The following is a 26,795-nucleotide window of genomic DNA, read 5'->3' as shown; positions in this document are numbered from 1 at the left end:
CGCGCACGACAGCGCTCCTGCCTCATGCCTGCATCGCCGCGATCAACGGACCAGCACCCATGATGTTCATCACGCGCGTGAGATTGTAGGCGAGCACGTGCAGCGCCATCTCAGTGGCGACCTTCGGCAAGCGCTTCGTCAGGAAGTGCGTCGCGCCCATGCGCATCTTCAGCGTGCCGAACGGATGCTCGACCGTCTCGCGACGGCGACGCATCGCCTGAGGATCAGCGTCGAGCCGCCTCTGGGCATCCTCCATGACGTGCTCATGTTCCCAACGGGAGATGACGCGGTTCTTGGCCGTGGTGCAGCGCGCCTTAAGCGGGCAGCTTCCACAGGCTTTCGTGACGTAGCGCCGAATGGTGCGTTCGCCATCCACTGTTGTGAGCCAACATGGCAGCAACTCGCCAGCCGGGCTGCGATACACATCCTGCTTGGCCAGGTATGCGAAGTCGTGCTTGCCGAACTTGCCCTTCGCCTCCATGCCCGTCGTATTCGGTTTCGGCAGTGTCACAGCGATATCGGCGTCGGCGCAGGCTTTGATCTCCTCGCCTGTGTAGTAGCCGCGATCGGCCACGGCCTCGAGCTTGTCGACGCCGAGCACGGCCTTGGCCTGTTTACCCATGTTGGCGAGTTGTGCACGATCCGAGCCGCTATGCCGCTATTCGTCACCTCGTGCGCGATGATGAGGTGGTGCTCGGTATCGACGGCAACCTGCACATGGTAGCCGACGACACCGGAGCCGCGGCCACTCGTGGCCATGGACCGACTGTCGGGATCGGTCAGCGAGATCTGCTGGTCCGGTGATGCCAGCATTGCCTGTTCGCAGGCTTCGAGCTTCTGCATCTCGCTCGCGAGCTTGGTGAGCTTCTCCTTCAGATGCGCCGTCTTCGCGGCGAGAGTCTCAGATGGCTCCTGCAGATCTGCGGTGTCCAGCTGCGCGAGATAGCGCGATACGCTCTCCTCCAGCTGCTGGCGACGGCGCTCGACCTTGCCCTTCGTGAAGTTCTTGTCACGCGTGTTGACCGCCTTGAACTTCGAGCCGTCGATGGCGACGCTCGCCTGCGTCAGATCCCAACCAAGCTCCAGGTCGAGGGCCAAGTGCGCGACCTGGCACTGTTCAATGTCGCTATCGATAGCAAGCTGCGCGGCTGCGACGTCGTAGCCTTGAAAGTTGATGACCTCGCGCCAAGCGGATATTCGGCTGATCGCGCGACCGTCCGACAGAAGAAGACCGGCCGGCCGGTCAAATTTGAACCGACTGAATCGACCCGCCAGGCAATCGACGATTACCTCCGGGCTACAGGCAAGAAGTCAGGAGAATACCTGTTCACGGGCCGGCGGCTGAGTGGACATCTTACTACACGCCAGTATGCCCGCCTCCTATCCCGCTGGCTCGCCGACATCGGATTGGACCCGCATCTGTTCGGGACGCATTCCCTTCGCCGGACCAAGGCGACCGTGATCTATCGCCGAACCGGCAACCTGCGAGCCGTACAGCTTCTTCTGGGGCATACTAAGATCGAGAGCACCGTTCGGTATCTCGGCATCGAGGTCGACGACGCCCTCGCGATAGCAGAACAAGTTGACGTCTGATTTCGGGGCAGAGCAGACGCGCTCTGCGCTGCCCTCACAGACCGCTCCGGGCCAAGAACCGAAGTCGCTGACCTATTCAATTACTTCGTCCGCGAGCGCCGCCAGTGTCGATGGAATTTCGAGCCCTATCGACTTTGCAGTCTTTAGGTTGATGACGAACTGGTAACGTGTGGGCTGTTCTACTGGGAGGTCGGCTGGCGTCGTACCCTTGAAAATGCGATCGACCATCGCTGCAGCGCGTTCGAAGGATTCACTTGAATCGGCTCCATAGGACATCAAGCCGCCGTCACGCACGATCGAGTCTGCTTCGTAGATCGCCGGCAGCCGGTGTGTGGCAGCATAGTCGATCACTCGCTTGCGGTTGAGTATGGTCAGTGAGTCCGAGACCATCAAAATGGCATCGGGCGGATCGCGCGTCATCGCCTCGAAAGCTTCATTGAAGTCATCAGGTTCCCGAACGCCAAGCGGCTGAACCGTGATTCCAGCCCCTTGCGCAGCCTTTGCTGATGTCTCGTAACGCATCGACATGCCGAGATCATCCTTATTCCAAATCATCGCGACGTGGTGAAGTCCGGGCAACAAGGCCCTCAGCAAAGAAAGGCGTTTGGTGGAAAGCATCGATGCATCATCCGCGATTCCGGTCACATTTCCGCCCGGATGCGCGAGACTTTCGACCAACCCGGTCTTGACCGGATCGCCAGAGCCGGACGCGAGCACTGTCGGAACGCCCGATAATTTGGCCGCGGATGCTGCCGGATAGCTGATAGTGACAACAACGTCCACTCCTGCGACCTTCAGCTCCTGCATTAGCTTCGGCACCAGCTCAAGCTTGCCCGACGCGCCACGCGCCTCGTGGACCAAATTGCGCCCAACCACGTAGCCACGTTTCGCCAGTTCGTTGAAGAAGACCTTACCACGGTCCGCCGCAGGAGAGATTGGGAGGCCCGCAGTGAGAGTCCCAAGGCGATAAACCTTCGCGGTCTGAGCACGCGCAGCAAGGGGGGAAGCTGCTGCCACGCAGCTTACAAGAGCAAGAAACTCCCGTCGTCGCATGTCCGCCTCCAAGATAGAACGGTCGGTTTATCCGCTTGAACTCAACAGGTGCGGCAGCCATCGAGCGAAATATATTTTGGTGGCTGCCGACTTCCAAGTTGGTTCAATCACGATGGTTTGGCACGGTTGCGGGAGCCATGGGACCATAAGCAGACTCGTGCAAGTCAGCTCTGCGACTCATTCGATCACTTCATCTGCGCGGGCCAACAAGGCAGGGGAAACATTGACGCCCAGAGCCTTCGCTGTCTTTAGGTTGAGAACCATGAAATATTTGGAAGCTTGCTCCACCGGCAATTCCGCAGGCTTGGCCCCCTTAAAGATTTTGTCGATGTAGAAGGCGGCGCGCCTATAGAGATCGTCTAGATCCGCCCCGTAGCTGACCAGGCCGCCCGCCTTCACGTTGGCCCTATCTGCGAATATGGCAGGCAACCGATGGTTCATGTGAAGTTCGGCCACGAGATCTGCTTGCACCGTGTATAGAGGCGACGACAAGACTAGGACCCCGTTGCATTGATTGTGCGCCATGGCTTGAAATCCGTCCTGAACTTCCGAGACGGTGTTGGCCGAAGCAGGGACGAGCTCCACTCCCAGCGTTCGTGCTGCGCGATCGACCGCCTTCACAGCGGTCGGATGCGAAGGTGTGGTCGGATTCCAGAGCAAGCCGACGCGCATGGCACCATGAATTATCTCCTTCAAGATCTCCAGTTCTTTCACGGACACTTCTGTGAGAAGCATGGACATGCCCGTTATATTGCCGCCGGGACGCGAGAGGCTTGTCACGTCTCCAAGCCCGACCGGGTCTGCGTGCTGAGCGAAAACGATGGGAATAGTGGCAGTTGCGCGCCGGGCGGGCCCTACCTGAGTGGATGCAGGCGCGAAAATGACGTCGACCTTCCTGTCGACGAGTTGCCTTGCGAGATCAAAGGTTTGATCGACTCGCTCGGCCCATTGGAAATCAATGCTGAGATTCGTGCCTTCGATGTATCCTAGATCGCGAAGACCGGCGCGGAAAGCCTCCACTTCGCTCGCCCAGCTCGATGCTTCACCAAATCCCAGATACCCGATCTTCCAAACCCTTGGCGATTGCTGTTCATGCGACAGCGCCGGCCAAATCAATGCCGCTCCTCCTACAAGCGTGATGAAATGGCGGCGTTTCATCCGGTGTCCCCCAAGGGGCCATTAACTTAGTTCAATTTTGATTCAGGTCCAACCCCGGCAAGGACCCTAAGGGTCAAAAGTGCCGTTTCGACCAACGCTCGGGCGCTTCCGGTTTTCCCACGGCACCGGACATCTCCTCGCGACGCCCTGACGGAAGCGATGAGAGCGGCTGACCGGAGCGCAGCATTTTGCAGGGTTTCGCCGATAGGATTACGCTTCGCGCTGAGAAGAGGTTAGGCTAATGTCTAGTGCTACTGCAAAAGGACAGGCATTGTTTCCGACCGGATCATGCTCGATTCTCGGAGGCCGCAATGTATCAACCTAAGATACAGATTACGAACGCCGCCGAAGTGCGCGCCATTCTTGGAGCGCCGCTAGGCAACCAGGCAAGAAAAGTCATTGACCATATCGACGGCCATTGCAGGTCATGGATTGCGCGAACACCGTTCATTGTCATTTCCAGTATTAACGGGGCGGGTGCAATGGATGTATCGCCCAAGGGCGACTTGCCGGGTTTTGTGAAGGTTGTCGACCCGCGTACGCTGGCGATACCCGATCGCCCCGGAAATCACCGGGCCGATACGCTCCTCAATGTCATCGAGAACCCGAGCGTCGGAATCATCTTTATGGTGCCGCGGCGACGCGAAGTCGTTCGTGTCAACGGCACGGCATTGATCGTGCGAGACCCTGACCTGCTTGATGAGTTGGCAGTTAACGAAAAGGCTCCGGAATTTGCAATCGTCGTGCGGGTTCGCGAAGCCTTCTTCCACTGTGGCAAGTCCGTGATCCGGTCGGGTCTTTGGGAGCCCGAGCGCTGGGGCCCTGTCGATGGCCTGCCAACCTACGCACAAGCAATCAAGGATCACGCCAATTCCATTGATGCGGTTGAGACCATCCAGGCACGCATCGACCGAAATGATGAACTCCTCTACTAGCCGACGGCAAGGTTTGCATTTCGATCCTGTTTCAGAAAGAATCCAACCATTCGGCGTTGGAACCATGTCCGCTCGGGGTCATGAGCACCGTTTGGAAGGTCGGCCGGTTGCTTCCGGTCTACTCCGATAAGCTGACAATTGAAGACGCCGCCCAAACTTCGCATTCGGGCCAATTCCGGACAAAGGGCTATACGACTTTTCGCGAAAAATGCAGTCATGTTGACCCTTATTCGAGTGCACGATCCGATGAACCTTTGCAGGATTTTCCCGACCCATAGTGAACAGCGTCACACAGGGCATCCGGGGCCGGGGCTAGGCTGAGTATGGAATTTGCATTGGGAATACCTCTAATTCAAAAGGGTGAGTCCCATGAAAAATCTGTTTCTAATGGTAACCGCCATTGCCGCCTTCGGTGCAACCAATCGCGCCGACGCTTGCGCATTACGCCTTCCAACTTTCGAACTTGCGGGCTTTCCGATCTCCCAGCATCAAGTAGCCGTGCTGGGCTCGGCCCAAGTGGAGGAGAACACGGTTAGGTCGACGCTAATGTTGGACGGTATGCCGGCCTCTCCCCATCAGATCGCGGTTCTGACGCCACGTGCGAAAACACTGAAAATTGCTGAGGCCTCACTGGATCTCAGTCAACTCTCCGTTGGTCTGACGAGGTCTGGCTCGCAGAGAAGCGCTGGACAGGCGTTGTGTGCCTCTGAGTAATCTTCACAGCGTGAAGCAGAAAATCCTGCGCGTCGAAACGCCTTTCCGATTGTCAGGAAGCAGGACCAATTCACTCTTGATGGAAACTTTCGGAATTGATGACTGATCCAACTGATTCCAAGGAGCTTTTCCATGGATTATTTTAGTGAGGATTCCGCCCACATTACCAATGGTCTTTCGCTAAACGAACCTGCTGCAAGCACTCACGAAGACAGGATGACCCACAAGCGTTGGACTAAAGCCGTCCTGGGCTTCTATGCCTGCTTGTTCTTGGCTGGCGGGACGGCGATTGGTGTCCACCAGCGCATGACCACGTCAAGCGGCATAGAACAGCATGCCACCTTGCGCACCGACATTCGATCTAACCACTAACATCTGCCGCAGTTCACAAGGAGCCACTCGCCGCCATCTCGGCGCGCTTTATGGAGCGCCAAACTCGAAGGAGTTAGGTCATGGCAACCACCGAATATACTCACACCGCGTCGTCAGCGCAGGCGACACGAGACCACGACGGATGGACCACTGCTGGTTATGGCATTCTGGGAGTGATCGCGCTCGTAGCGCTCTACTTTGCGTCGGGCGGTCCGGGAAATGGCGGGGCTGCCCTTGCCATGATGGTGGCCATGCCTTGATATGAGTCGCTCGACGCGGGGGCTTCTCATTCTCTTTGTAGCTTTCTCGCTTATGTTGGCCGCACGAGGCCAGCATCAAACGAATTTCGTACCGCGCCCGACCGCGTCTATGCCACCAATCAACATGCCCTAGCCAAGTCGGGTTGCAGGTTGCGCTGCCTGCGCGATTCGTACCGACGTTTCATGAAAGCAATTTTTGGCGGGAGGGCATCATGCCGGAGATACTGGAAGCAATCCTATGGTGCGCCGCGCTCGCGACATGGCTGATGATGTTCTTCGCATTCATCACGGCGGGTCTGAAGCCATTCGCAAAGAGTATTCGGCGATTGGCGGCAGTGGTCTTCCGGGTCAGGCCAAGGTAGTTTTTCGCCGAGCTGGCACGCCGACGATTGTTTCATAGCATTGGGCCGCGCCCGTACGGCAACAGCGACGAGAATTGGACAATTCCGGGCTGAAATGAAAGAGGCCGCCAACCGAGGCGGCCTCTTTGTTCGGGAGAGAAATTAGTGAGAAGCTACGATTGCGGCCATACTAAACGCCACGACGCAGGCGGCGGCTATAGACAGCAAGGTTATCGCGATCTCTCTTGGCATGTGGTTCTAACTGTACGCGGCCTCATAGGTCCTCCCGCCAATTAGCTTGCGCCTCCGGATCAGGTGATCGGGGGGTATTTACCAGCGATGATGCGCCCAGCCATAGTGATGACCGCGCCCTCTGCCCCATCCGTAGTGATGACCCCGGCCGCCATGATGGCCCCAGCCGTGTCCGCCGCCATGACCATGGCCGCCCTTAACTTCAATGACCGCGCTGTCCGAGAGCAGCGCACTCGGCGAAGCCATGGGCATCGCTGACGCTGTCAGGATCGAAGACAGAAGTAGAGCGCAGGCAGCAAACCCACCGAGCGATAGTCGGTTCATCTCGCATTTCCCTCCGAAGTGACGCCACACCGGCGACTTGAAGCCAATCCGAAAGGAAGTTTGAAGTTCCGGGTAAAAGTGCCAAATAATGCCGTCTAATGCGGCTCACTTCTTGTACAGCAGTATCCCCAATTGCCGAGCTTGGCGACCAACCGACCCGACTCGCCGGTCCAAGAGCCTGGCTGCTTCTGCCGCAGTTGCCTTGCTTTCAGTAACCGAACAAGCCGGTCCAACTCCCGATCGGGCCAGTCGGGAAGTTGCGGTTGCGGGCTGCTCAAGCTGTCCATAAACCCGAGCCTAGCAACAAGCGTTTAATCAAATACTAACCATGCTTAAGGACGCTCACGGTGGGGTGAGCGTCGGGCAAGTTCGCGAAGTTGGGCCATCAGCTCTGCCTTCAATTCTGGCAAGGTTCGGGGACTGATCCCATCCGAGAATATTTTTGCCAGCTCGCGACAGACGGCGCTGATTGCCAGATTTTCCTGATCGATGGTCATGCTTTTTGAACGCGCAGACCGAAGACTTGTTGGGCTGAGAGAGAGATAGGCCGTGGACCGCTTTGGGTCTTGGCTGCGTGAAAACGCTAAGACGCTTGAGCGCGATAGAAGAAGTTGTTTGTCAAAGACCGATGTCGCGCGCAAGGTCGAAAGTGCCTTCAACTTTGACGACGAACTGTAGAATCCAATTCTAGTCGTGTTTCGCACTTTTGCGTTTTCACGCAGCCAGGGTCAAAAGCTGCCCGCGGCGGCCAGCATGCCCTTGGTCGGGTCATCTCTCGGAAGCGGACATCGCCGCCCTTTTGGCTGAGGTCAGCCACGGGCCGTGACCGGTCTCTATGCCTACACGCGGAATCGGATCCAGACTACTGCTGTACCTATAAGTCGCAGGGGCACCCCCGATCCCACCGCCAATTTCGATTCAAGTAGACCTGGGGTTGATATAAGATGAGGCTGACGGCATCTGTCGGTCGGCTCACTCACTTCGGTGGCGCCTATGGCGAAGGCGAGATACTTCGAGATCGGGGTGGTCTGCCTCGAAGTCATTGTAGTGCTGCTTGCGATACTAGTGGCAGTGTACGTCTCCGTCTGGGCCGGCCTTCTCCTGCTCCCCCTGCTCCTCCTGGGACTGATCTCGCTGATTTGCAACTACGATGCCTGGGTCGTCCGACGGCTCTCGACGCAAGACAGCCCGCTGATATTTGACGCTGTGCAAGATTGGATTCGTGGGCAGATCCCGGCGAATGCTGAGGCTACTGCCGTCGGACCCGCGATGCAGGTTCTGCATGGTGCCGTTCGGTGGCGTCGGCAAAGTGTTCGGCATCAGACCGTCGGCGGCGAACCCAAACTACTGCCGGAGCTGCTTCGAGGCCATGCCGATAACAACTCACGAGCTGGAAGTTGGAGTGCTTTTCGCGGACCTGCGTGGGTTCACCTCGTGGTCCGAGACCCACGGCTCGCGCGACGCGACCCCCCTGGTGAGCCGCTTCTATGCGAGCGCTCATCGCGTGCTGACATCCGATGACGCCTTCGTTGACTTCATCGGGGACCAGGTGATGGCCATCTACTGCGTGGATATGCCCTCGCTCGGCGCAAGAACCGCGGACATCATGCTTGCAGCGACGAGACGGCTGATCGACGCTGCGCGGCAGGGCGCGGAGTCGTTGCCAGTTGGTGCCGGAATGCACATGGGCAAGGCGCAAGTCGGTTCGCTGGCCACGGGAAAGTCGAAGAATTTTACTGCTATCGGGGACGTGGTGAACACGGCTGCACGCCTACAGAGTGCGGCCGGCGCCAACCAGATCTTAGTTTCGGAGAAGGTTTACGACGCGCTTTCCGGGGAGAAGCCGCAGGCGGACCGCACCACCCTAAACCTGAAGGGAAAAGCCGAGCTACTGACCGCCTTCATCTTGCACTAGCTTGGGAAGCGCCGCGCGCCTGCAATGCAGCTATGGCTCCTTTGGGTCTTGGCTGCGTGAAAAAGCTAAGACGCTTGAGCGCGATAGAAGCAGTTGTTTGTCCAAGACCGATGTCGCGCGCAAGGTCGAAAGTGCCTTCAACTTTGACGACGAACTGTAGAATCCAATTCTAGTCGTGTTTCGCACTTTTGCGTTTTCACGCAGCCAGGGTCATTCGCGTCGATTTGGCAGCTCATCTAGGATGGCCGGTTTAGCCCCGACTGCTGACGTGCGGAAACAGCGGGGCCGACCTTCGCCTTCGGCGCCATAAGCGGTCCTTCCGAGGATGCCACTGAGGCTTATCGCCGTAACTTCCTCGATGATATGTTGATGAAGAAGACCGGGTTGCGCGCCGCGTCGGTCACCTCAAGCGACCAGTCTTCGCCGGGACGAAATTTTCCGTCAATATCATTCAATGGCGCCCCAGCGTAGCTGGTAGCCTCTCGCCGAGCTGATTCATCATCTGGAAGTTCTTCACCTTCGCAGTCAACGGTCGGCGCTACGTTGTCGATGGGAAAAAATATCGCGGCATATTGGGGAAGAGCCTGCCTCCGGTTCCCAATCGTCTCAAATTCGCTCCCCGCATTGACGGCAGTGATAAAGATGGACGGTGCGCCCTGTGACTGGGTCCAGCATATTCGCAGTGAGCCGGGTAAGGGCCGCGCACGTTGGACATCGCGGTCCATACTCGACCGCGTGCTTAGGCAATTCTGCTTCTTTCTCGTCAGACAAGTTGCTCCCCCTCAATGGGAGAAGGCCACCGGCTAACGCGGCCTTATTTCGCAAAGACACTCGTAAACAGGCCCGCCACGAAGATCACGACGCCGACGGCCGCGATGCCAAAGCAGACACGCGCCTGGAATTATGAGGTAAAACGCGAGCCCGGCGCGTGATACCACCAACTGAATAAAATGTGCCGTGGGTGCGGCGACCTGCTCGAAGTGTTGCGAGATTGGGCCTTCGCTTCAATCAGCCGCGGCAGGCTGCCGCGCCCGACTGAAAAGATCGATCATTGCCCGATTGAAAGCCGGGATGTCGTCAGGCTTTCGGCTGGTCACTAGGCCTTGATCGGTTACCGCTTCCTCATCCACCCACTGCGCCCCGGCGTTTCGAAGGTCGATCTCGAGAGATGGCCAGGATGTCATGCGCCGGCCGCGCGCTGCACCTGCATTGATGATGGTCCATGGACCGTGACAGATCGACGCCACAGGTTTGCCTGCATCGAAGAAGCTTTTCACAAAAGCGACCGCCTTGGGCTGCATCCGCAAGGAATCAGGATTGATGACGCCGCCGGGCAGTAGCAATGCGCCGAAATCCGCCGAACTTGCTTGGTCGAGGTGCACGTCGACGGACAGCTCATCGCCCCAATCGGTGAAGTTCCAGCCGCGAACGCGATCAGTCTTCGGAGAAACGAGGCTAGTCTTGGCGCCAGCGTCGTCAAGCGCCTTCCGCGGCCTGACCAGTTCGACGTACTCGAACCCATCGGTGGCAAGAATGGCAATCTTGTAGTCTTGAATTGATCCGGCCATGGTTGGCCTCCCTCGTTTAAGCGCAGGTCAAGCGGAAGCTCGCGCATGTTCGCGTTAACGGGTCCCGCTCGACGACGCGAGCTTGGTCGTATTGTGTGGATCGATCACGTATTTCTTGGCCGATCCGTCATGGAAGCTCTGATAAGCTTCCACCGCTCTTTCGAGCGGTATGACCTCGGTGTTCAGAAGTCCTGTGAGATAGGGCAGCCGGTCCCAAAGAATGGCCATCATCAGCTCGCGATTGTAATGCATGACCGGGCACTGACCTGCGGTGAAGGATGGCGATTTGACCCAAGCCGCGGGAAAACCCAAGGCCATGAATCCCTTCTTGTTGAGTTCGTTCGGTGCGCCTGGATCGAGATTGGTATAGACGCCTGGAATGCCCATGGCGCCCGCGGGCTTGATCACCTCCATCAAGGTGTTGAGGACAGCCTCCTCCTCGTTCTTCCCGCTGCCGTCCGGTCCATAACCGTGACATTCCAGTCCGACACAATCTACAGCGGCGTCGACCCAACGCGAGCCGTTGCCGAGGATCTTCTCGATTTGATCCGGAATGGGCGTGGAGCTCGAGGGATCAACGACCTCGTACCCGGCGTTCTTGACGAGATCGCGCCGCGCCTTGTTGTGGTCGCCTACGATAATGCAGGAGGCTCCGAGCAGGTGCGCGCTGGCTGCTGCGCAACGTCCGACCGGGCCGGCGCCGGCAATGTAGACGGTTGAACCGGTGCCGACGCGCGCCTCGACACAACCGTGATATCCGGTTGGCAGGATGTCCGATAGCAGAGTGAGATCCCTGATCTTCTCGATCGCCTGCTCCTTGTCGGGAAATTTCAAGAGCTGGAAGTCCGCCCAGGGCACCATCATGTATTCGGCTTGACCGCCCTGCCATCCGCCCAGATTGAAGCCGTACGCTCCGCAAAATCCGAGCTCTTCATTGGCGTTGAGACAGACATCAGTATGACGTTCCTTGCAGTTCCGGCACGTGCCACAGGCAACGTTGAAAGGCACAGAGACGATATCACCAACTTTGATGCGCTCAACATGCGAGCCCACCTCGACGACTTCGCCCGTATTCTCATGACCTAGTTGCATTCCTGAGGGTGCAGCGAAGCGGCCATGATAGATGTGCAAGTCGCTGCCGCAGATATTCGTTGTGATCAGCTTTAAAATAACAGCGTGTTCAATCTTCTTCCCTTTGGGGTCCGCAAGCTTCGGATATCCTCTGTCCTGGACCTCTAGTTTGTAAGGCCCCAGAAAAGTTACTGCGCGGTTGGTTGCGGCCATGGCTCGCTCCTCAGATGATCGCTTAAAACAGTGGCGCGACTCTTGGTCACGAAGATGGGTGCCCCACACGAACGGCGCCTTGGCAAACGTCAATCTTGCGGGCTGTCGTTTGAGTTCCGATCTCCATGGTAAGAGAGGGCGACTGGGCCGCTTGCCCATGGCGACGCGGGCATTTGGCTATCCGGTGTGGCGCACGCAGTTCGTCTTCGACTGCGCTCAGGCTGGGCGACACGCCGTGAGAGCGGGAAAGCCGATGGTTCGGGCTCGGTCATTCGTTGGAACAAAGGAAGAGCGATCGCGAGAAACGGCTCCATGGCCGGGTCACGGTTGATGAAAACCGAGTAAGGTCAGCCCCCGGGCTGCTGTTCCGGAGATTTCCTTTGAACTGTTGCGAGTCCGGCGCGCGCCGATGGAACCAAGCCTACGGTGGCCCGTTGGGCGCTATCGTCCGGCGCGCGGAGCGTGCTTCGTTGGCCGCACGCACAAGGGAAACCGACATGACGGATTCCACGAATCAGATTCCCGATCGCATTCGGCTCAGTTTCATCGTCAACGGCACCAAGCGCACCCTTGATCTCGTGCCTTGGACCACGCTGCTTGATGCCTTGCGCGACCACCTCGGGCTGACCGGGACCAAGAAGGGTTGCGATCATGGACAATGCGGCGCGTGCACCGTGCTAGTCGAAGGCCGGCGCATCAACTCCTGTCTGACACTCGCCGTCATGAAAGATGGCGCCGAGATCACCACGGTAGAAGGACTGGCTCAGGACGGCGCCCTGCATCCACTGCAACAGGCTTTCATCGACCACGACGCTTTCCAGTGCGGCTATTGCACGCCGGGACAACTTTGTTCAGCCGCCGGTCTCCTGTCCGAAGGCCGGGCCAAGGATGCCTACGAAATCCGAGAGTTGATGAGCGGCAATCTCTGCCGGTGTGGCGCCTACCCCAACATCGTCGCCGCCATCCAGCAGACTATGAGCTGGCAATGATCAACTTCCAGTATTCGTGCGCGAGCGACGTCACTGAAGCCATCGGCCTGCTCGCCGCCCATTCCGGCGCAAAACTCATCGCAGGCGGCACCAACCTGATCGATCTTATGAAGGAGAGCGTCGAAAAGCCCACCCGGCTTATCGACATCTCCCGTCTGCCGCTCCGCCAGATCGAGGAAACAGGTGACGGAGGCCTGCGCATCGGCGCGCTGGTCCCGAACTCCGATCTTGCCTATCACCCGCTGATCGAGGAGCGCTATCCGCTGCTCGCCAGCGCGATCCTGGCAGGCGCTTCGGCACAATTGCGCAACATGGCCTCTGTCGGCGGCAATCTGATGCAGCGAACCCGCTGCGCCTATTTCTACGACACCGCGACACCCTGCAACAAGCGAACTCCGGGGAGCGGCTGCTCGGCGGTCGACGGCCTCAATCGCAATCACGCGATCCTCGGCACCAGCGCCTTCTGCATTGCGACCAATCCGTCCGACATGAGCGTGGCGCTCGCCGCATTGGATGCGATCGTCCACATTGCGGGCCCATCCGGCGAGCGCACGATGGGCATGCGCGAGTTCCATCGACTCCCCGGCGATACGCCCCACGTCGACACTAACCTTGAGCGCAGCGAGATCATCACCGCGATCGAGCTGCCGCCGCGCGGCTTTGCCGGCAATTACAGCTATCTCAAGATCCGCGACCGGGCCTCCTACGCTTTCGCGATCGTCTCCGTGGCCGCCGCACTTGAATTCGATGGCCACGCCATCCGCAAGGCACGGCTGGCTCTGGGCGGCGTGGCCCACAAGCCCTGGTGCAGCGTCGAGGCCGAAGCCGCGTTGCAGGGACAACCGGCAACGACGGATCATTTTGCCCGCGCCGCCGATCTCCTGCTGCAAGGAGCCAGGACTTACGCCCATAACGGCTTCAAGGTCGAACTGGCGCGCCGCGCCGTCATGCGCACGCTCACGCAGGCTGCAAACGCCAGCCCGCAATCGCAGGCGCACAAGAAGATCGCGTGAGGTTATCGATGAACGGCTACGTCGGAACGGCAACATCCCGGGTTGACGGCCGGGCGAAGGTCACAGGCGCCGCCAAATATGCCGGCGAATTCGCAGCCGACGGGCTATTACACGGCTTTGTCGTGACGGCCACTATCCCACGCGGGCGCATTACGCGCCTCGATGCCAGCGGGGCGCTGAAGGTGAAGGGCGTCGTCGACGTGCTCACGCATGCGCACCGGCACCCGCTGGCCGACAAGGACGAGGCCTGGAAAGACGAGGTGGCGCCGGAAAAAGGCTCGCCGTTCCGGCCGCTCTATGACGACAGCATCAAGTTCAACGACCAGCCGATCGCGCTGGTCGTAGCCGAGGACTGGGAAACCGCCAAATTCGCCGCAACGCTGCTGGATGTCGCCTATCAGGAAGAGCCGTTTGCGACCGATCTCGAAGCCGAACGTGGCAGCGCGACCGAGGTACAGAAGCCCCACGAGCCTCGGGGCGATGCCGCGGCAGCGCTTGCCGGCGCGGCGATTCGCCACGAGGCGGATTATCTGGTCCCGACTGAGCATCACAACCCGATGGAGCTCTATGCGACGACGGCCGTATGGGAGATTGACAGACTTACCGTCTACGACAAAACCCAAGGCGTTCAGAACGTCCAGAAATTCCTCTGCAGCGTCTTCGGCAAGAAGCCCGACGAGATCCGAGTGATCTCCCCCTATGTCGGCGGGGCCTTCGGCTCCGGCCTCCGTCCGCAATACCAGGTGGTGCTGGCCACTCTCGCCGCACTTGAGCTGAAGCGGTCCGTTCGCATCGTGCTAACCCGGCACCAAATGTATGGGCTCGGCTACCGGCCGGAGACGATTGAGCATGTCGGATTGGGGGCAAAGCCCGACGGCACGCTCGATGCGGTCGTGCACGAGGCCATTGCTGTTACCTCGCGCTACGAGGAGTTTTCGCGCAATGACACCGGCTGGGCGGAGCAGCTCTACAAGAGTGCGAACAGCCGCTATTCCCACCAGCTCGTCCGTCTCGACGTCGCCACGCCCTGTGACATGCGCGCACCCGGCGCGGCCTCCGGCGTATGGGCGTTAGAATGCGCCATGGACGAGCTCGCTAACGCCCTCAAGCTGGACCCGGTCGAACTGCGCCTGAAGTGCTACTCCGATCGCGACCAGAGCGAGGACCTGCCCTACACCAGCAAGCAGTTGCGCGCATGCTACCGCCAGGCTGCCGCGGCCTTTGGCTGGAGCAATCGCAATCCTGCGCCACGGTCAATGCGCGATGGCAAGGAACTAGTCGGCTGGGGCATGGCAACGGGGATCTGGGAAGCCCTGCAGATGCCGGTCGCCGCCCGCATCGTGCTGACTGCAAACGGTCATGCGGAAGTGTCCTCCGCGGCCTCCGACATCGGCACCGGCACGTACACCATCGTGGCGCAAGTGGCGGCAGATGCGCTAGGGCTTCCGATGGACAACATCACGGTGAAGCTCGCCGACTCGAGCCTGCCGCAAGCTCCCGTTGAGGGCGGATCCTGGATGGCCGCATCGAGCGCCCATGCGGTTCTGGCAGCGGCCGAGGACATTCGCCAGGAGCTCGCACGTCTTGCCGTCGCGATGGCCGGCTCCCCGCTCGCAGGCACGGACCCTGCCGATGTGATCCTCAGCGAGGGCATGATCGCTCTGGGAAGTGACAAGAGCCGGTCGGTCTCCATCGCCGACGCGATGCGATCCGGCTCACTGGAGCGGATCGAGATGGAAAAGCTCAACCATTTCGCCGAGGACAAGTCACACGCGCGAAACACCCATTCCGCGGTTTTCGCAGAGGTGAAGATCGACGAGGAGCTCGGCGTCATCCGCGTCACGCGGGTGGTGAACGCCGTCGCCGCCGGTCGTATCCTTAACACGAAGACCGGCCGCAGCCAGGTGATGGGCAGCGTGGTCTGGGGTATAGGAATGGCCCTGCACGAAGAAGCGGTGATGGATCACCGCTTCGGGCGGATCATGAACGCCAACATCGCCGAGTATCATATCCCGGTGAATGCCGACATCCACGACATCGACGTGATCTTCGTGGACGAGCAGGACGAGCACATTAACAAGCTCGGCGTCAAGGGCTTGGGCGAGATCGGGATCGTCGGCGTCCCCGCGGCAATTGCAAACGCGGTTTATCATGCAACCGGCAGACGCGTGCGGCGCTTTCCGATCACGTTGGACAAGCTCCTCAGCTGAGGTTGTATCGTCGATTTCGGACCTTCGCCTGCGGCATCACTCCTCCCGAATCTTCCGGGCCCATTGGCGTAAAATCGGCGAACATGTCGGCGCCCTGGATCGCAGGCGCATGGGTCCCGATGCCAGCTTTCAGATTATATCCAGTGCACCCGTTGAGCCTAGCGGCTCGCGCGCTATGAGACTTGCGCGCCAGATTTCCGCTAACTTAAGCGGCAACGCTCTGCTGCGAGCCTCAGCTGCTTCAGTCGGTGCCGTGGTATGCAGGAATAAATAGGCTTCGGTTTCGACGCTCCCTGCTGACGTCACCATAGGACGCGCGGGCGCCATCGTTACTACTGGATATTGGCTATCGACGGCTCGCCAATATCGTTGACAACGCTGCGACTTGCGAAAGGGGCACAATCGGCGGTGCAGACCGCCGCGGTCGGCTTCCGGTCTACACCCGACAGCCGACGCTAGACGAGCATCCCGCCGGCCACCGATGGGCCAATCGCAGAAGTGAGCAACACGACTCGATCAGTCGAGCAGGGTTGCAGGCAGTCTCAAGTTATCACTCAGCGTCTTGATGCTCACCGCCATTTTCGAAACTCAATGGGGCGTTGGACGGGAAGCTCGACTGGATTGCTACCCATGACGATGCGATCAAATAGATCGAAGCCCGGACTAAAGGTCCAGGGCCCGCGAGCGACGTCTCGTTAGCGCTCCAGGCCTTGATCGACAGCAACACCCGCGAGGCGTCGTCTCGCAGGTCCTGTTTTTCCCATTGCAAGTTAAAGCGGTAGCAAGGCACTCTCCGCGGCCCCTCTTCCGGATGCTCCAATGCTGCCGGGGCCCTGCAAGCCAGCCGTCACGGCGAAGATCCTGGTAGAGCCGTTGAATCCCTTGATGGCCCGCTCACCCAGGAAATCCATCGATATGCTGCCAGCGACGCGCTCTGCCACGATGAAATCCACAAGGATTTGTTCGTCGCGGGCCAGATCGCAAAGCCGTGAGGCAAGGTTGACGGTGCTCCCGACCGCGGTGTAGTCGAGCCGGCCTTCGTAGCCGATCGTTCCAACAGTGGCCGGTCCCATCGCGATACCCACGCCGAACCCCATGGCGTACCCCTTCGCGGACCAACCTCTTGCAAGAAGCTGGACCGCAGCCTGCAAGTCCACGGCAAGCTGCACCGCCTTGCGAGCAGGATCCGTGCAGGCAAGCGGCGCGTTCAGCAGGATCATGACACCGTCGCCAGCAAACTGGATGAGCGTTGCCTCATGCGCGGTGATCACGACGCCCACGGCTTCATAATATTCCCGCAACGCGGCGATAATGGCCTCGGGGTCGGCGCGCGACGAAAACGCCGTGAAGCCGCGCAAATCGGCGAAAACCACGACCACCTCACGCTGCTTCCCTTCGCGCAGTCCTTGGGGCGTTTCGATGAGTTCGGCGACCTGGGGTGCGAGGAAGCGCTTCAGGAGGTTGATGCGCTCGGATTTCTGCTTCGAGGCCGCGAGTTCACCGGCCATTTCGTTGAAGCGCGCGGCGAGTTTCTCCAGTTCATCACCGCTGGAAAGAGTGATGCGATGATCAAACTGTCCTCTCCCGATTCGCCTTGCTCCGTCCTCCAACTCGCGAATGGGGCTCGCCATGCGCATCGCGAGCACATAGGACAACGCGACGGCAATAAGTGTGCCGATGCTTATTAGAACGAGTGAGCGCCACAGCCCCGCGCGGAGGGCTGCATAGGCCTCTCCGGTGGGCTGCAGAGCGATGACAGTCCAGCCCAGCTTGGAAACCGAGGTTGCCGCGGCAATGCTGGCTTTGCCAGCGACAACAGTTCTCACCGTGGCAGCGCCACTCCCACTGAGTGTCTGCTTCAGCCGCTGATAATCCTCCGAACCTGCTGTGCCGCGCAGAACCAGGCTGATCTCGGGATGAGCAATCAGCCGGCCTGCATCATCAACGACAATAGCATAGCCTGTCTTCCCGATCCGAATGGCGGCAATGACTTCCCAGATCAGCTTCAGATTGATGTCTGCCACAGCGACCCCGGTTGTGGCGAGTTCTCGCGCCACTGCAATCCGCATATATGGCTCGGAGTCCTGCTCGTACCGAACGGGACCGTACCAGACCCTGTTTGCATGCGCTCCGAGGACGGCGGCATCGTTCGACATATCGCTACCACGACCGACCACGTTCAGCCGTGTCCTGGACACGAAGACGCGTTCGATCCCGTTCTGGTCGACCAGGACCAGGGAGAGGATCGCAGGCACTTGTTGCAGCAGACGAAGGGCATCCATCTTGTGTGTGCCTTCACTGCCATCACTCCATGGGAACTGCACCGCCCAGCCGAGTTGATCGCTGATCTCATCCGCGAAGGCATCGATCCGTTCAGCGGCGGAGCGCGACTGAAGCTGAAGAACGTCGCTGGTATGCCGGCTCTGATCGCGGTAGCCGAACCATGCTTCGCCTGCTGCGCCCATGGTCAGCGGCAGCACGACGGCTGTGAACAACGTCACAAGATATTTGAAGCCGAGCGATCGGCGGAACCCCAGCCACCACATGTAGGCTCGGCGCGGCGGGGAACGGAGTGCCTTGTGCTCCGAAAGGCTCATTCCAGCACTCTGCTTGCACGGAAGAGGATGGACGACAGATCCAGGTCCTCGCCGAACAGCCTTGCCGTTTTCAGATTAACGACGAGTTCGAATTTTTCGGGCTGCACGACGGGTAAATCGGCTGGCCGCTCGCCGCGCAGAATTCGATCGGCGTATTTGGCGAGCAGGAAATAGGTCGCTCGCTGATTGGCACCATAGCTGAGCAGTCCTCCGGCCTCACAGTATTCGCTCCAGCCGAACATCGAAGGCAGCCGCTGCTTCGCGGCGAATCGCGCAATGGTCGCCCGGTTGACCATGGTGACGGGCTCTGGAAAGACCAGCAGCGCATCTGCTGGGGTCTCGGCCACCGACTTCAGCGCCGCTTCGAATTCCCCTTGACCCGAAAATGGAATGTAGAGCGCGTCGATACCCAAAGCCGAGGCAGCCTGCTGGGTCGCCTTCCATTCGGACGGCTCGCCTGGATGATCGCGGTTTGAGAGCACCGCGAGCCGACGCAGTTTCGGAAAGATATCCTTAAGCAGTTCGACGCGCTTGCCGGCAAGCGCCAGCGACAGGAAGGTGGTGCCGGTAAAATTGGTGCCGGGCTGAGCCAGGCTCTTGACGATGCCGAGTGCCACCGGATCGCCGCTCTGCGCAAACAGCACGGGAATATCCCTGACGGCGATCATCGCGCGCGTAGCAGGTCCGCTCGAGACGATGAGGTCCACGTCGCCAGCCTTCAGTTCGAATGCGATCGCCCGCAGACCCTGCGGGTCGCCGGGAAATAGCGGGATTGCACGATCACGTTCTTGCCTTCGACATACCCTTGCGCCCGCAGTCCTTCGATAAATCCATCCAGGAACGGATCCGGACTGGAGGCCGTTGAGAGCCACAGAATGCGGCGCTTGCGCGCAGCCTCTTGCGCCCGAGCAGCTAAGGGCCACGCAAGTGCTCCAGCAAGCAGTGCCATGAAATCTCTTCGCCTCATGGACTGGAGTATGGCCCAGCCGAGACTTGGTGCCTTTCAACCCAGATTGAGAGAACCTTCAGAGAACCTTGTTTTTCTGATCTGGCAGCACTGTGTGCCGCTCTCGCTCCCAGGCTGCGATCGGTGGCCGCTGCTTCAAAGGCGACCTCTGGCTCAGGATAGGGCCCAAATTCCGGGTAATCCGGGTGTCCGCGGCTGGTGAGCCGGACAAAAAGCCGGGCTAAAGCCCATATTCTACTTGGCTGCGCCTGATACGTCGCGGCGAATTGATGGGCATGCGCGAAAGCGACGCGGGTGCTCGTCAGCGCCCGGAGGCCTTCACGGGCGTCCGATCCCGCGGAAAAGGGCCGCTCATGCCGGTTGAACGCCCAAAGGCCAATCTGTAGACTGCGGGAGCGGCCTGCGCAGCTGCACGCTGTTTCAGCTTTGGCGGACGGCTGGTTGCTCTCGCCACTATTCATTTTTTCGGCCGTCAGTTTCCCGATCCGTCCTACCAAGAGGCGCAATCAAGGTGACGGTGAGATACCGCTTCTCGCAGTTTGAGATTGACCCCGGCCGGCAGGAGGTTCGGCGCGCGGGTGAGTCCGTGCACATCGAACCTCAAGTGTTCGACTTGATCGTTCACCTGGTGCGCAACCGAGATCGGATTGTGAGCAAGGATGAGCTCATAGATGAAATCTGGAATGGTCGCGTTATTTCGGAGGCAGCACTCAGTAGCCGCATTAACGGCGCGCGCCGGGCGTTGGGCGATACTGGAAACGACCAGCTCTTCATAAAGACGCTGCATAAGCGCGGCTTTCGTTTCGTTGGGGATGTGCAGGAAATAACAAATCAGGAGATTCCGCTTGCTCCTGTTGCCGTTTCGACGTCCAGCGTTCCAGCGGAGGTCTCAGCTTCTGCTGAAGTCGGCGCACTGGGCGATGTCGTTTCGGAGTCCATCCGAGCGGACGCCGCTCTGCGAGCCTCGATCGCCGTGATGCCATTCGAAAACATCTCGGGCGATCCTGAGAACGATTACTTCAGTTACGGACTGGTGGAAGACATCATTCGACTGCTGGCGCGCAACCGCTGGCTTTCAGTCATTTCACGTCACTCGACGGTGGCATTCAAAAACAGGCAGATCGATCCTCGCGAGGCGGGGCAGCAATTGTCGGTCAAATACCTGGTGTTGGGCAGCGTTCGGAGGTCGCGCGACGCCGTCAGGATTGCCACGGAACTGGTTCGAACCTGCGATGGCGAGCAGTTGTGGTCCGAAACCTACGACCTCCAGCTGGCATCCATTTTCGAGATTCAGGAAGAAATGGCTACGCAGATTTCGGCAACGATCGAGCCCGAATTGTCGAGGGTTGAGCAGAAGTTGGCTACCCGCAAGGCGCCGAGCAGCCTGGATGCATGGGATTGCTATCAGCGCGGGTTGTGGAATCTATGGCGGTTCACCACTCCGGGCTTTGACGAGGCCGAGACGTACTTTCAACGTGCAATAGAAGCGGATCAGAACTTCGCACGCGCTCACGGTGCGTTGGCCTATGTAAACGTTCAGCGGGCGTTCCTGGACAATCCCAGCGATCGGTTGCCACGATTGAAGAAGGCCCTTCATCAAGCGCGCGCTTCCGTGGTGCTCGACGATCTGGATTGCTTCTGCCATTGCGTACTCGGGCGAGCCCTATGCCTTACGCATCAGAACGATGAAGCGCTCGCGGCGATCGATCTGGCCTTGGAGCTCAACCCGAGCTTCGCGCAAGCGCATTTTGCTCAAGGCTTCAACTTGCTCTGGCATGGCCGTGAGATCGAAGCAGAAGTCCTGCTCGATCGAGCAACGATCCTCAGCCCTCGGGACAGTGATCTCTGGAGTTTCCACCACGTTCGCTCCTTGACGCATTTCTCCCTGGGAGAGTACGACATCGCGGCAGAGTTCGCCCGCCGAGCAGTCCGGCAGAGGAATGTGAATTATCAGGCATTCGCTACGCTGGCGGCGTCCTTGGGTCTCTTGGGAGAGACGGCACAGGCAAGGGAGGCTGCTGCCGGGTTGCTTCAGAGCAAGCCGGGCTACAGCACCGATACCGCAAAGCAGCAACTCTTCTTTTGCAAGGACCCGTGTTTTTTGGATCGTTATGTTGCGGGCCTGCAGGAGGCCGGTGTGACCGCCGGCTAGATAAAACCGAGATGCAACGCGCCTCAGACATCTAGGCCGCAGGGAAGCATCAACCACTCGAAGGGCGCTCAGCGGGTAGTCAGAGATGTCGCTTATGGCGCTGCTCCGATGCTGAACTGGCTGGTCGAGGAGAAGGCCATCGCGCCACATATCCCTGTGTTCGACAAGTCGAAGCGAGATGACTGTACCTTCTGACGCAGCGACTTTCGATATGATCTGACCAAGGACGTCCACCACTGCTCTGGCGGAAAAATCGTCGTTTTGACCAACGGCCGGGCACTTCTGGTGGACCCTTGACTCCGGACAAATCGCTGCACTCCCCTGGCGGAAGCGATGGGCCAGAAGACGACATTGTGGGGCTTGCTGTTTTTCCATCGTCAGGTCAGGTTTCAGAATTCGGCCGGGTAAGGCCCGGTGAACCTGTAGGAACGCCCATGCAGCCGGTCACGCAATACGCCAAGAGCGGCGATGTTCACATCGCCTACCAGTCGTTCGGCAGTGGTCCGATCAATCTAGTTATGGTTCCGGGGTTTGTATCGAATGTAGAGAACTATTGGGAAGAGCCCGATCTCGCTCGCTTTCTAAATCGTTTGGGCACCTATGCCCGAGTAGTAACCTTCGACAAGCGCGGGACCGGCATGTCAGATCGGGGCGTGGAGCTTCCCGGCCTGGACCAACGTATGGACGATCTCCGAGCGGTCATGGATGCCGCCGGCATGGAACAGGCGGCACTCCTTGGGATTTCTGAAGGCGCTCCGCTGTCCGTCTTATTTGCGGCAACCTACCCCGACCGATGCCGCGCGCTGGTGCTCTATGGCAGCTTTTCACGGTTTTCCTACTGGTTTCCAACCAACGAAGCGCTCGAGGCGTTTTTCGGTTACGTTGAGCAGGCATGGGGCACAGGCGGCAGCGTACAGAAGTTCGCGCCTTCTCGCGCGAATGACGCGGCTTTCCAACGCTGGTGGGGGCGCAACGAGCGGCTCGGTGCCAGCCCAGCCGCCGTAAAAGCTCTCATGAGCATGAACAGCCAGATCGAAATCAGCGGTATCCTACCGGCGGTTCGGGTGCCAACCCTCGTGATCCATCGGACTGGGGATAAAACTGTCAGTGTTGAGGGCGGGCGCGACGTGGCGGCCCACATTCCCGGCGCCCGGCTTTTTGAGCTTTCGGGTAGCGACCACATTTTCTACGTCGGAGAAAACGCAGGCGAAATTTCTGATGCTATCGAGGAATTTTTGACCGGTTCAAGGACGTCAGTCCCGGTCGACCGTGTCCTTGCGACGGTTCTCTTCACCGATATCGTGGGCTCAACAGAGAAGGCCGCTGAACTTGGGGATCAACGCTGGCGTGATCTTCTCCACAATCATCACGCAACGATCCGGCGCAATCTCCAGCGGTTTCGAGGCCAGGAAGTGAAAACAACTGGAGACGGTTTTCTCGCTACTTTTGACGGTCCGGCCCGCGGCGTTCGCTGCGCCTCGGCCATTGCGGAGGAAATCAGGCCGCTCGGCATAGAGGTTCGTGCTGGGCTGCACACAGGCGAGTGCGAAATGATCGGCAATGACGTCAGCGGTATCGCTGTCCACATAGGAGCGCGGATTGCGGCACTTGCCGGCGCAAGCGAGGTTCTGGTGTCGAGCACCGTCAAGGATCTGGTGGCCGGTTCAGGGTTGCGCTTCAAGGACCGTGGCACCCGATCCCTCAAGGGTATCCCGGGAGAGTGGCGCATATTCGCAGCCGAACGTTAAGAGCTGCCTCCGAGCACTACACCATCTCCACTTGATGTCTGAGGTGGGTCAGAAGCTCCTGTTTGCCCAGCAGTCGGGCGCTTTCGTTTCAAGCTTGCCCATCTCCTCCTTCAGCTTCGTCAGCTTCTCGGTCTCGCGTCGTAGTGCAACGATCTCAGCTCTTACTCTCTAGGATATTCAACACGTTACGTTCCGTGTTCACCGACTGTGGCGCGCAGAGCGTCGTCTTTCCGAGAATCAGATCGGCCGCCTTCTCCGCTATCATGATGGTGGGCGCGTTCGTGTTGGATGACGTGACGCGCGGCATCACGGAAGCGTCGCAAATCCGCAGACCATCGATCCCACGAAGTCTCAGCGACGGATCGACCACCGCCAGCTGGTCGGTGCCCATCCGGCACGTGCCTACAGGGTGATGATCGGTCTTGCAGGTCCGATACGCATAGTCGGCGAGAGCAGCTTCGCTTGTGGCGGCAACACCGGGCATCCGCTCGACCATGACGAATGGCTCGAGCGCGGGTTGCCGGAGAATTTCACGGGCCATCTTCAGCCCCTCGATCGCTGCCGAGCGATCACGCGCATCAGACCAGTAGTTCGGGTCAATCAAGGGCACCGCGGTAGGATCGCCGCTTGCGAGCCGCACGGTGCCACGCGAGCGGGGCCGCAGGAATGCCGAATTGAGCGTGACGCCGGCGTTGCGGAGCTTCTCCACGCCCGCCTCGATTCCCGAGCCGAGCCCGAGGTGGAATTGCACGTCGGGCCATTCCAGCGCTCTCGCCGCCGGGTCGGCGTACCAGAAGCCTCCGGTCTCAAACAGGGTGGACGCGACCGGTCCGCGCTTGAACAGGAGATATTCCAGTCCCGCCCAGATCGTGCGGTGCAGCTTCGCATAGCCGTCGTAGGTAAAGTCACCCTTGCACTCCGCAATAGCATAGAGGTCGAGGTGGTCCTGAAGATCCTCCCCTACACCAGGCAAATCGTGGATTGGCTTGACGCCGACTGCATTCAGATGGTCGGCCGGACCGATCCCCGATAGCAGCAGAAGACGAGGCGATCCGATCGCGCCGGACGCAAGGATGACCTCCCGCTCGGCGCGAACGATCTCCCCCTGCCCTCCACGAACCGACTCGATTCCTACTGCACGTCCATTCTCGACCACGATCCGCGTGCTGTAGGCGCCTGTGAGAACGGTGAGATTCGGTCGGCCACGGATCGGCTTCAGGTAGGCGGCGGCGGTCGAGCACCGCCGCGCATCTCGCACCGTCACCTGATAGTGCCCGACACCCTCCTGCCGGGTACCGTTGAAATCGGGATTGTAGGGCATTCCATATTCCTGCCCGGCTCGCAGAAAAGCTTCGCTGATCGGCAGCGGGTTGACGGGCACCGAGACGCCGAGCGGACCACCGCGCGCATGGTAGGCGTCGACGAAACGCTGGTTGTCTTCGGCACGCTTGAAATACGGCAGGACGTCCGCGTAGCTCCAGCCCGTCGCGCCATCCGCCGCCCAGCCATCATAGTCGCGGGCATTTCCGCGGGTGTAGACCTGCGCGTTGATGCTGGAGCCGCCGCCGAGCACCTTCGCCTGAGTATAGCGCAGCACCCGCCCGCCGAGGTGGCGCTGGGGCACCGTCGAGTATCCCCAGGAGGCGATGCCTTTGGTCATCTTGGCAAACCCCGCCGGCATGCTGAACAGCGGATTATTGTCGCTGCCGCCTGCCTCGAGCAGGAGCACCCTGATCGACGGATCGACGCTCAGGCGGTTGGCAAGAACGCAGCCGGCGGAGCCGGCGCCGACGATGATATAATCGTAAACCGTCATCTCATGTCCTTATGAGTTCGAAGATCGGTCCTCGCAACGTGATCTGCGACGCGCAACGCTTGGGCGGCGATCGTCAATGACGGGTTCACCGCCGCCGAAGTCGGCAGGAACGACGCATCGACAACGAACAGATTGGGGTGATCAAAGGCGCGGCAGAACGGATCGAGCGGTGATGTCGCGGGATCGAGACCGATGCGCACCGTCCCACATTGATGCGAGGGCGTTCGCCGGTCGAACGCCTTTGAGAGTACGATCGGGTAACCCGCGGCACGCAGCCGTTCCTTCAACGTCGCCACCAGCGCCAGATGGGTCGTCCAGTTCGAACGCTGCCAGTCGAGCCGGATGTTCGCACCATCGACCGTCACACGGCTCTCGGCGCTCGGCAGGTCTTCACTCATCGCATACCAGTCGACCGCATGCCGGCTCATCAACCCAAGCGCCCGTTCCGGTGCGAACGGCATATTGGCCTTCAGAATCGGCGCGGTGACACGTCCAAGCAACTGGACGTTGCCGAGCGGCGGGCCGCCGCGCCCATCATCGAGATAGTAATCGTTGATGCCGATCGTCTTCTGGTAGACCGAGTCGTTCACGACGCGCGGGTCGATCGCCAGCACGGCCGAGGAATTGTGGTTCATGAAATAACGGCCGACCGCATCGGAGCGGTTCGCGATGCCGGCCTGTGACGAGCGCAGAAGCAGCGCGGCCGAATTGACGGCGCCCGCCGCTAGCACGATGATCCCAGCACAGATCATCCTCCGCTCACCGGCTTGGATGACCTCGACGCCGGCGATTCGTTTGCCGTCCGGCTCGTCGACGAGCCGCTCGACCTGCGCCTCCTCGCGCAGCTCGACATTGTCGTGGGCGAGAGCACAAGCCAGGCCACAGGACTCCGCATCCATCTTGCCGTGTCCCGCGTCGGGGAATGCATCCCAGGGAGTCTTGGCGCGTTTGAGCCATGTCTCGATGTCGATGCCGAGCGGCAACGAAAACGGGTTGAGCCCGATCTTCTTCAGGCGCTGTCGCACCACGGCGATCGCCGGCTCATCCGGCACCGGGCCGAACGGATAAGGCGCGGAGTGAAAAGGTTCGGAGGAATCATCCCCGAGCGCGCCGCGCACGTTATAGAGCTGCTCCGCGCGGCTATACCACGGCTCCAGCTCGCCATAGCTGAACGGCCAGCCCGGCGTCGTTCCATCCCGGTGCGCGATAGGAGCGAAGTCTTCCGCGCGATAGCGGATCAGCACCGCCCCGTAGAGCTTAGTATTGCCGCCGACGTAATAGTAATTGCCGGGATTGAAGGCCTGCCCTGCCCCATCGAGCCAGGACTCCTGCGGCCGGAACACCCCGCGCTGAAAGATCGCCCTCGCGTCTCGCGCAGCCTCGCAGTCGCGCAGACGCTGGCCGCGCTCGAGGATCACGATCTTTGCGCCCGTCGGCGCCAGACCTGCGGCAAAGGTCGCACCGCCCATTCCCGATCCGATGACGAGGACATCGGCTGTCTCCGTGGTCTTCATGCAGGTCTCGCAGCACTCGT

General features: G+C 59.8%; 21 protein-coding genes and 1 pseudogene. 11 read left to right on the top strand and 11 right to left on the bottom strand.

Going from position 1 to position 26,795, the window contains the following annotated elements:
• Nucleotides 1-22: 22 nt before the first annotated feature.
• A pseudogene (locus tag XH98_RS06675) lies at nt 23-1,053 on the bottom strand (transposase); the annotation flags it as partial.
• 6 nt (nt 1,054-1,059) lie between these two features.
• Between XH98_RS06675 and XH98_RS06670 the strand changes: the two are divergent.
• Nucleotides 1,060-1,593, top strand: coding sequence for a tyrosine-type recombinase/integrase (locus XH98_RS06670; RefSeq protein ID WP_271618170.1), 534 nt, complete (start codon nt 1,060-1,062; stop codon nt 1,591-1,593).
• A gap of 72 nt (nt 1,594-1,665) precedes the next feature.
• On the opposite strand, the gene XH98_RS06665 is transcribed toward XH98_RS06670, so the two are convergent.
• The gene (locus XH98_RS06665) at nt 1,666-2,646 is read right to left on the bottom strand and encodes an ABC transporter substrate-binding protein (RefSeq protein ID WP_271597282.1); all 981 of its coding nucleotides are present in this window, start codon (nt 2,644-2,646) and stop codon (nt 1,666-1,668) included.
• Nucleotides 2,647-2,823: 177 nt separating this feature from the next.
• A complete protein-coding gene (locus XH98_RS06660) occupies nt 2,824-3,804 on the bottom strand; it encodes an ABC transporter substrate-binding protein (protein ID WP_271618148.1) in 981 nt (326 codons plus the stop codon).
• 311 nt (nt 3,805-4,115) lie between these two features.
• Here XH98_RS06660 and XH98_RS06655 point away from each other — a divergent pair, with 311 nt between their 5' ends.
• From XH98_RS06655 to XH98_RS06635, 5 genes are all read left to right on the top strand, one after another.
• Nucleotides 4,116-4,739: an MSMEG_1061 family FMN-dependent PPOX-type flavoprotein gene (locus XH98_RS06655; protein WP_271618147.1), complete on the top strand. Its 624-nt coding sequence runs from the start codon at nt 4,116-4,118 to the stop codon at nt 4,737-4,739.
• Nucleotides 4,740-5,108: 369 nt separating this feature from the next.
• Complete coding sequence (locus XH98_RS06650; RefSeq protein WP_271618146.1) at nt 5,109-5,453, top strand: hypothetical protein; 345 nt, start codon at nt 5,109-5,111, stop codon at nt 5,451-5,453.
• A 132-nt stretch (nt 5,454-5,585) separates the two neighbouring features.
• Nucleotides 5,586-5,825, top strand: a complete 240-nt coding sequence (locus XH98_RS06645) for a hypothetical protein (protein WP_271596830.1) — start codon at nt 5,586-5,588, stop codon at nt 5,823-5,825.
• A gap of 80 nt (nt 5,826-5,905) precedes the next feature.
• Nucleotides 5,906-6,085, top strand: coding sequence for a hypothetical protein (locus tag XH98_RS06640; protein ID WP_271618145.1), 180 nt, complete (start codon nt 5,906-5,908; stop codon nt 6,083-6,085).
• Nucleotides 6,086-8,284: 2,199 nt separating this feature from the next.
• A complete protein-coding gene (locus XH98_RS06635; RefSeq protein WP_271618144.1) occupies nt 8,285-8,917 on the top strand; it encodes an adenylate/guanylate cyclase domain-containing protein in 633 nt (210 codons plus the stop codon).
• Between the two features lie 338 nt (nt 8,918-9,255).
• Here the strand turns inward: XH98_RS06635 and XH98_RS41005 are convergent, their stop codons facing one another.
• The 3 genes from XH98_RS41005 to XH98_RS06625 form a co-directional block, all read right to left on the bottom strand.
• On the bottom strand, nt 9,256-9,642 hold the full coding sequence (locus XH98_RS41005) for a DUF6894 family protein (RefSeq protein WP_442868555.1): 387 nt from the start codon (nt 9,640-9,642) through the stop codon (nt 9,256-9,258).
• A 279-nt stretch (nt 9,643-9,921) separates the two neighbouring features.
• On the bottom strand, nt 9,922-10,485 hold the full coding sequence (locus XH98_RS06630) for a type 1 glutamine amidotransferase domain-containing protein (RefSeq protein ID WP_271618143.1): 564 nt from the start codon (nt 10,483-10,485) through the stop codon (nt 9,922-9,924).
• 54 nt (nt 10,486-10,539) lie between these two features.
• Nucleotides 10,540-11,769: a glutathione-independent formaldehyde dehydrogenase gene (locus XH98_RS06625; RefSeq protein ID WP_271597847.1), complete on the bottom strand. Its 1,230-nt coding sequence runs from the start codon at nt 11,767-11,769 to the stop codon at nt 10,540-10,542.
• 497 nt (nt 11,770-12,266) lie between these two features.
• On the opposite strand from XH98_RS06625, the gene XH98_RS06620 reads away from it, so the two are divergent.
• From XH98_RS06620 to XH98_RS06610, 3 genes are read left to right on the top strand one after another with little or no spacing between them, the layout of a single operon-like run.
• Nucleotides 12,267-12,758, top strand: a complete 492-nt coding sequence (locus XH98_RS06620) for a (2Fe-2S)-binding protein (RefSeq protein WP_271597903.1) — start codon at nt 12,267-12,269, stop codon at nt 12,756-12,758.
• Nucleotides 12,755-13,771, top strand: a complete 1,017-nt coding sequence (locus XH98_RS06615; RefSeq protein WP_271597848.1) for an FAD binding domain-containing protein — start codon at nt 12,755-12,757, stop codon at nt 13,769-13,771. Before XH98_RS06620 ends, XH98_RS06615 begins: the two co-directional genes overlap by 4 nt.
• An 8-nt stretch (nt 13,772-13,779) precedes the next feature.
• Nucleotides 13,780-15,981 (top strand): xanthine dehydrogenase family protein molybdopterin-binding subunit, encoded by a 2,202-nt coding sequence (locus XH98_RS06610; RefSeq protein WP_271618142.1) that lies wholly within the window; start codon nt 13,780-13,782, stop codon nt 15,979-15,981.
• Nucleotides 15,982-16,751: 770 nt separating this feature from the next.
• Here XH98_RS06610 and XH98_RS06605 read toward each other — a convergent pair.
• The 3 genes from XH98_RS06605 to XH98_RS06595 are packed head-to-tail and all read right to left on the bottom strand — an operon-like array spanning nt 16,752 to nt 19,527.
• Complete coding sequence (locus XH98_RS06605) at nt 16,752-18,578, bottom strand: adenylate/guanylate cyclase domain-containing protein (protein WP_271618141.1); 1,827 nt, start codon at nt 18,576-18,578, stop codon at nt 16,752-16,754.
• Complete coding sequence (locus tag XH98_RS06600) at nt 18,575-19,285, bottom strand: ABC transporter substrate-binding protein (RefSeq protein WP_271618140.1); 711 nt, start codon at nt 19,283-19,285, stop codon at nt 18,575-18,577. Before XH98_RS06600 ends, XH98_RS06605 begins: the two co-directional genes overlap by 4 nt.
• Before the next feature lie 11 nt (nt 19,286-19,296).
• Nucleotides 19,297-19,527, bottom strand: a complete 231-nt coding sequence (locus XH98_RS06595) for a hypothetical protein (protein ID WP_271618139.1) — start codon at nt 19,525-19,527, stop codon at nt 19,297-19,299.
• Nucleotides 19,528-20,131: 604 nt separating this feature from the next.
• Between XH98_RS06595 and XH98_RS06590 the strand changes: the two genes are divergently transcribed.
• Nucleotides 20,132-21,697 carry a winged helix-turn-helix domain-containing tetratricopeptide repeat protein gene (locus XH98_RS06590; protein WP_271618138.1) on the top strand — a complete coding sequence of 522 codons (1,566 nt, stop codon included), beginning with the start codon at nt 20,132-20,134 and terminating at the stop codon, nt 21,695-21,697.
• A 434-nt stretch (nt 21,698-22,131) separates the two neighbouring features.
• Nucleotides 22,132-23,445 carry an adenylate/guanylate cyclase domain-containing protein gene (locus XH98_RS06585; RefSeq protein WP_271597853.1) on the top strand — a complete coding sequence of 438 codons (1,314 nt, stop codon included), beginning with the start codon at nt 22,132-22,134 and terminating at the stop codon, nt 23,443-23,445.
• Between the two features lie 154 nt (nt 23,446-23,599).
• On the opposite strand, the gene XH98_RS06580 is transcribed toward XH98_RS06585, so the two are convergent.
• Together XH98_RS06580 and XH98_RS06575 are read right to left on the bottom strand one after the other, a co-directional pair.
• Nucleotides 23,600-25,261 carry a GMC family oxidoreductase gene (locus tag XH98_RS06580; protein WP_271597854.1) on the bottom strand — a complete coding sequence of 554 codons (1,662 nt, stop codon included), beginning with the start codon at nt 25,259-25,261 and terminating at the stop codon, nt 23,600-23,602.
• Nucleotides 25,258-26,775: a GMC oxidoreductase gene (locus tag XH98_RS06575; protein ID WP_271618137.1), complete on the bottom strand. Its 1,518-nt coding sequence runs from the start codon at nt 26,773-26,775 to the stop codon at nt 25,258-25,260. The genes XH98_RS06580 and XH98_RS06575 overlap by 4 nt, the downstream gene beginning before the upstream one ends.
• Between the last annotated feature and the right edge of the window lie 20 nt (nt 26,776-26,795).

The organism is Bradyrhizobium sp. CCBAU 51745, from assembly GCF_028128715.1.
GTDB lineage: Bacteria > Pseudomonadota > Alphaproteobacteria > Rhizobiales > Xanthobacteraceae > Bradyrhizobium > Bradyrhizobium manausense.
Note: the sequence above shows the minus strand (reverse complement) of the source record. Positions and strands in the feature narration are given on the sequence as shown.